Origin of the sequence: Sulfurimonas sp. (assembly GCF_016744025.1) — a bacterium.
Taxonomy (GTDB): domain Bacteria; phylum Campylobacterota; class Campylobacteria; order Campylobacterales; family Sulfurimonadaceae; genus Sulfurimonas.
In genome coordinates, this window is sequence record NZ_JADGFC010000146.1 from 1 (window position 1) to 5,277 (window position 5,277).

Annotated in this window: 5 protein-coding genes; 3 read left to right on the forward strand and 2 right to left on the reverse strand. The window is 31.2% G+C overall.

Annotated elements, in window-relative coordinates:
- Window positions 1-205: 205 nt before the first annotated feature.
- Together QZZ48_RS13785 and QZZ48_RS13790 are read right to left on the reverse strand one after the other, a co-directional pair.
- Window positions 206-457 carry an EscU/YscU/HrcU family type III secretion system export apparatus switch protein gene (locus QZZ48_RS13785; RefSeq protein ID WP_294966824.1) on the reverse strand — a complete coding sequence of 84 codons (252 nt, stop codon included), beginning with the start codon at window positions 455-457 and terminating at the stop codon, window positions 206-208.
- A gap of 7 nt (window positions 458-464) precedes the next feature.
- Entirely contained in the window at window positions 465-2,432 is a 1,968-nt protein-coding gene (locus QZZ48_RS13790) for a flagellar hook-length control protein FliK (protein WP_294966826.1), read from the reverse strand.
- A 156-nt stretch (window positions 2,433-2,588) separates the two neighbouring features.
- On the opposite strand from QZZ48_RS13790, the gene QZZ48_RS13795 reads away from it, so the two are divergent.
- From QZZ48_RS13795 to QZZ48_RS13805, 3 genes are all read left to right on the forward strand, one after another.
- The gene (locus tag QZZ48_RS13795; protein WP_294966828.1) at window positions 2,589-3,800 is read left to right on the forward strand and encodes a PAS domain S-box protein; all 1,212 of its coding nucleotides are present in this window, start codon (window positions 2,589-2,591) and stop codon (window positions 3,798-3,800) included.
- A complete protein-coding gene (locus tag QZZ48_RS13800; RefSeq protein ID WP_294966829.1) occupies window positions 3,790-4,464 on the forward strand; it encodes a response regulator transcription factor in 675 nt (224 codons plus the stop codon). Before QZZ48_RS13795 ends, QZZ48_RS13800 begins: the two co-directional genes overlap by 11 nt.
- A gap of 280 nt (window positions 4,465-4,744) precedes the next feature.
- A partial coding sequence (locus QZZ48_RS13805; protein WP_294966830.1) for a glycosyltransferase occupies window positions 4,745-5,277 on the forward strand: 533 nt, incomplete at its 3' end.

Genomic DNA, 5,277 nt, shown 5'->3' on the forward strand with positions numbered 1-5,277 from the left:
ATACAAAACTCCGTATGAAGTGTTTTTCAGTGAAATGAGTAAAAGATTAGCTAGCTAATTTAGGTGGAAATTGCACTTGTTGTTGGAATTGGCGTTATACTCTTGAGGAGTAATAGTTACTTCATCAAGAGAGATACCTTTTTTCATCAATTACTTCTTCATAGTTTAATAGACTAATTGTGCCCGAATAATACCAAGCAGAAGATTAAGATTTATTAGTAGTTTTATAAATAAAACTAAATACTTCTGCTACAGCTTTATAGAGTGCAGCAGGAACTTCTTTGTCTATTTCTACTTTAGATAAAAGCTCCATAAGGTCTTCATCTTTTTTTATAGGCAAATTATGAAGCTGGGCTATCTTTATAATATTATCAGCACTCTTCCCTTGCCCCTTTGCTAGAACACGTGGAGCAAATTCTTTGTCTTTGTTATATCTTAATGCTGCGGCTTTTTTCATATTCTTCTCATGCTTTTATCTCAAATCCTACGTTTATTTCTTCTGAAGAATTTTCATAAGGAGAACTCGGAACTCTCTTCGTTGCATCTGTTAAACGTATCTCTCTAGGAACAATATTTGACTCTATTAGTGCAGAGCGTAGAGATGCTATGTTGTTTTTTATTATCTCTTTTAACTCTTTATTATCTGAGAGTATCTTTATGTTTATATTGTTTTTCTCATATAAAACAAGTTTTAGACTAAGGTCTCCATACTCTTTGAGTTTTAGTTCTATATCACAGTAGAATTTTTCATCATCCTGTTTTCTAATATCTATATTTCCTTGTTCTAGAGCGTCCCAAGAAAAAGGCAGATAAAGAGATGAAGAGTTTGATAGATGCGACATTAGTTGGTAATAGTCTACTTGTAAAGATAATTTATCAAGATTTTTCAATATATCTGCTTGATTAGGAATAGATGATTGAGAGATATCACTGCTTGTCTTGAGTAGTATTGCCTTTAAGTCATTAGAAAGTATCTCTTTTATGTTATGTTGAGATGATAATTTTTGTGCACTGTTGAGTGCATCTAACTTATTTAAAATCAATCCAATATCTTTTGAAAAAAGAGAGTCAGCTTTACTCATTACAGCTTTAAGCGGTTGCATGGCATTTTGAAGTTCTTGTGGTACTTTTTTATTGACAAATTGTTCAACAGATGTACTTGGAGTAATTTTGAGTATTTTAACCAAAGCGTCAAGGAGTCCTTTAGCTTCGGGGAGTGAACTTTTGTCCAACATCGGAAGAAGTTGTTGCAACGTCTCTTGTATAGAGGGCAGTTTAAAGTTTTCAGGAGTTAGAAGTTTTGGCTGCATCTTATGTTCAAGTTTTTCAAGTAATGTATGAAATCCTTTACTTGTTGTCTCATCACCTGCTTTTATATTTGTTTGGAGAGTCTCAATAACCTTTTCTATGCCTTTAAGCAGTTGAGGTAAGGCTTTTTTCTCATCAATAGGAGCTTGTGTTAAAGTAGTGTTTGAAGCATTTTTAAGTGTATCGCTTGCTAGCATGGTATCTATATGTTTGGATAAGGCCTTTACAGGATAAATAGAACTTTTCTCCACTACTAACTGTAATGATTTTAGAGTCTCTTTTAACTCTACTTGAGGGTTCTGTGCATTTTTAAGTTTTGATTCTAAAAATATACCAGAGTCTGTAATCTTAGACTTTAGTGCGCCCTCATTACCTAGTAGTTTTACATCTGTAAGAAACTCTTTAAGTACTTTTTCTATAGGAAATGGTGTTCTTGCTTTATCTAATACAGGAGAGTTAAGTCTCTCTTTTAAACTAGATAAATCAACATCTTTAAGATTAGTTTCTAAAGAGTTTATGATATTTTGCATTCCCTTAGAAAGCTTTGCTAAGGACTGAGTAGTTGGAGCAGTAGAAGGGTTTGTAAGTACTTCATTTTTTATAAGGTTTTTGATTTCCACATTTAAAGACTTAAGAGGGATAGATGGACTTTTCTCTACAATATTTAGTATTGACTTTAGAGTTTCTTTTATCTCAGTCTGAGCATTTTGCAAGGTCGTTGGAGTTGTTTGATTTTTACCTGTGCTTGCATCTATAGCAACTTTATTTAAAATACTCTGAGTAGCAAGAGGTTCTATAATTGATTTTAAAGATTTAGCTAAACCTTGTGTTTGTTGCGTGCTTGATGTTTTAGAAGTAGGCTTGTCTTTATCGCTATTTGGCATATCACTTAAACGTTTCATATCTGAGATAAATTTGTTTAGTATCTTTTGCATAGGCATAGGTTCTAAAGAGGATTTAAAAGAGTTTAGTAAATCTTTAATAGTTGTCGAAACATTACCTAACTCTTTTAGGGTAGGGTTACTCTTTAGTAGTTGTAAAAGTATCTTATCAGATTCAGAGCTTTTAGCGCTTTGATTTAAAAGAGAACTAATGATTGCTTTTAGATCTTTACTCTTACTCATAACCTCAAGTTCTTTGGGTGAGGCACTCTTGAGAACTTCTTTTAAAGCCTTATTTATGTTTGGTAAAATAATATCAAAGTGCTTATTGCTTGAAATATTAATCATAGATTAGTATAGCACAAGTATATTTTTTAAAGGCTGTGATATAATCACGTAATGTTAAAACAGTATAAAGAAGCCATAGAAAAAAGCAATATAATTTCAAGAACAGATGTAGAAGGCATCATCACATTTGTCAATGATGAGTTTTGTAAAATATCTGGTTACTCTCAAGATGAGCTTATTGGTAAAAACCACAATATAGTAAGACACCCAGATGTAGAAACCTCTAGGTTTAAATCTCTTTGGGATACTATACTAACAAAAAAAATCTACAAAGATACTGTTAGAAATCTTGCAAAAGACGGCTCTACCTTTTATGTAAATACAACCGTAATCCCAATACTAGATGAAGATGATAATATCGCTGAATTTATTGCTATTCGCTACGATGTTACTAAAGAAGTTTTTTACAAAGAACAACTGATAAAAAAAGAAAAAGAGCTTGAAGAGTTAAACAAAACACTAGAGCAAAGAGTTCAAGACAAAACAAAAGAGTTAGAAGAGTTAAACAAAACTCTAGAGCAACGGGTACAAGAAGAAGTCTCTAAAAATGAAGAGAAGCAAAGGGTTATGTTCTCTCAATCTCGTCAAGCTTCCTTAGGTCAGATGCTAGCAAATGTTGCACATCAATGGAGACAACCTTTAACAGAGTTAAATCTAGCAATGTTTGGTATAAAAAAAGCAGCACTGTATAATAAAACAGATGAACTTATAGAGCTCTATGCTGAGAGTAAAAATATCATTAAAAATATGTCTCAAACTATAGATGATTTTTCTAACTTTTTTAATCCTCAAAAAGAAAAATATCCTTTTAACGTAGCTGAAAGTATCACGGAGTCATTAAATTTGCTAGATAAGATTTTAAAGTCTGAGATGATAAGTGTTAAAACTGATTTTGAAGATTTATATATTCTTGGCATCTCAAATGAGTTAACTCAAGTAATTATAAATATTATAAAAAATGCTAAAGAAGCCTTCATCATCAATAGCATCTTAATAAGAGAGATAGACATAAGTATAAAAAGGCAAGAGAACTTTGCTCTTATAGAAATTCAAGATAATGCTGGTGGCATCTCTAAAGAAAATATTGAAAAAATTTATGAGCCATACTTTACGACAAAGCACCAAAGTAGTGGAACAGGTTTAGGTCTTTTTATGTCTAAAATGATTTGTGAGCAGGGAATGGATGGTCACTTAGATGTAGTAAGTAAAAAAGGTTTAACAACCTTTAGTATAAAGATACCATTGGTTACTCATGAGAGATAAGTCTTTAAAAAGCCTACGGGTACTTCTTGTTGAAGATGAAGAGAATATTGCAAGACTTCTAAAAGGTGCAATAGGCGATAGTTTTCATAGCTTTAGTATTGCAAAAGATGGTAAAGAGGGTTTAGAGATGTTTACTAAAATATCTCCAGATATTGTTATCACAGATATCAATATGCCTCGTCTTTCTGGTCTTGATATGGCGGGAGAGTTAAAAAAGCTAAATCCCAATGTCCCTGTAATAATTCTAAGTGCATTTAGTGAGAGAGAAAAACTCTTTGGTGCTATAGATGTTGGAGTAGCAAAGTACTTTTTAAAACCATATGATCCAGATGAGATACTAGAATATATATCTTCAATAGCCGATGAGCTTGGTAGTAAGGTAGTAGAACTTAGTGATGGTTTTAGTTTTAACAAAACAACACATGCTCTATACAAAGATTCTAGATTTGTAGCTCTTTCAAAAAATGAGAAAAAGTTTATAACACTTCTTGTAGAGAATGAGAACACAATACTTGATGATGAAACTATTAAGATAAGTATCTGGGATGAGAGTGTTAGTGATGAGAGACTTAGAACCTTTGTAAGAAGACTAAGAGCAAAGACTTCTAAGACTCTTATCATTAACGTAAAAGGTCTTGGGTATAAGCTTAGATTTTTTTCTTAGAATGAGAGTGTTTATAGTTTTTAATCAGTAACCGACATAATAAATCCTTTTTGTTAGAGTTACTATTTATGCATATACATGAAGAATTGTAAAGAGTAAATAATATGCGGTATAATACTTTTAACAATACTATTAAAAGGACTATTTTAGACTTAATTAAATAAATCTACTATTATCATTCTTGCAATCTTTTTGGCTCTTTATTACGTAAAATCATTTATAGAAATAGATTTCTTTGACGGAAGTCATTTAAGAGATATTTTTAAAATGGAGTAATATTATGAAAATTTTAACCATAACAAATTACTATCCGCCTCACTTTATAGGAGGTTATGAGATAGCTTGCAAAGATACAATGGACTTTTTAAAAAGTAAAGGACATGAAATCGTAGTTTTAACATCTGATTATCATAACAATCAAGATAACAAAGATAATGTACTGCGAAAAATGAATCTAATTGATTACGCTACAAGCTCAAAAATTCAAAAAAAAATGGATGAATATAAGAACTATGAAATAGTTCTTGACACCATAAATATTTTTAAACCGGATTTAGTTTACTTCTGGTCACTTCGTGGACTTGGCATAAACCTTATTGAAGCTGTGCAAAATCAAAACATACCTAAAGTGTTTGAAATAGGTGATTTTTGGATGTATGGATATATGCAAAAAGAATCAAAACTAAAGCAGATAATAAAATCTTTTATTCCTTTTTTTAATACTAAAAAAATTAAAATAACTCCAAGCATCTGTGTATCCAACTGGGTTGCAAAAGAGATGCAAGAAGTATATAAATCAGATACAACTTACAC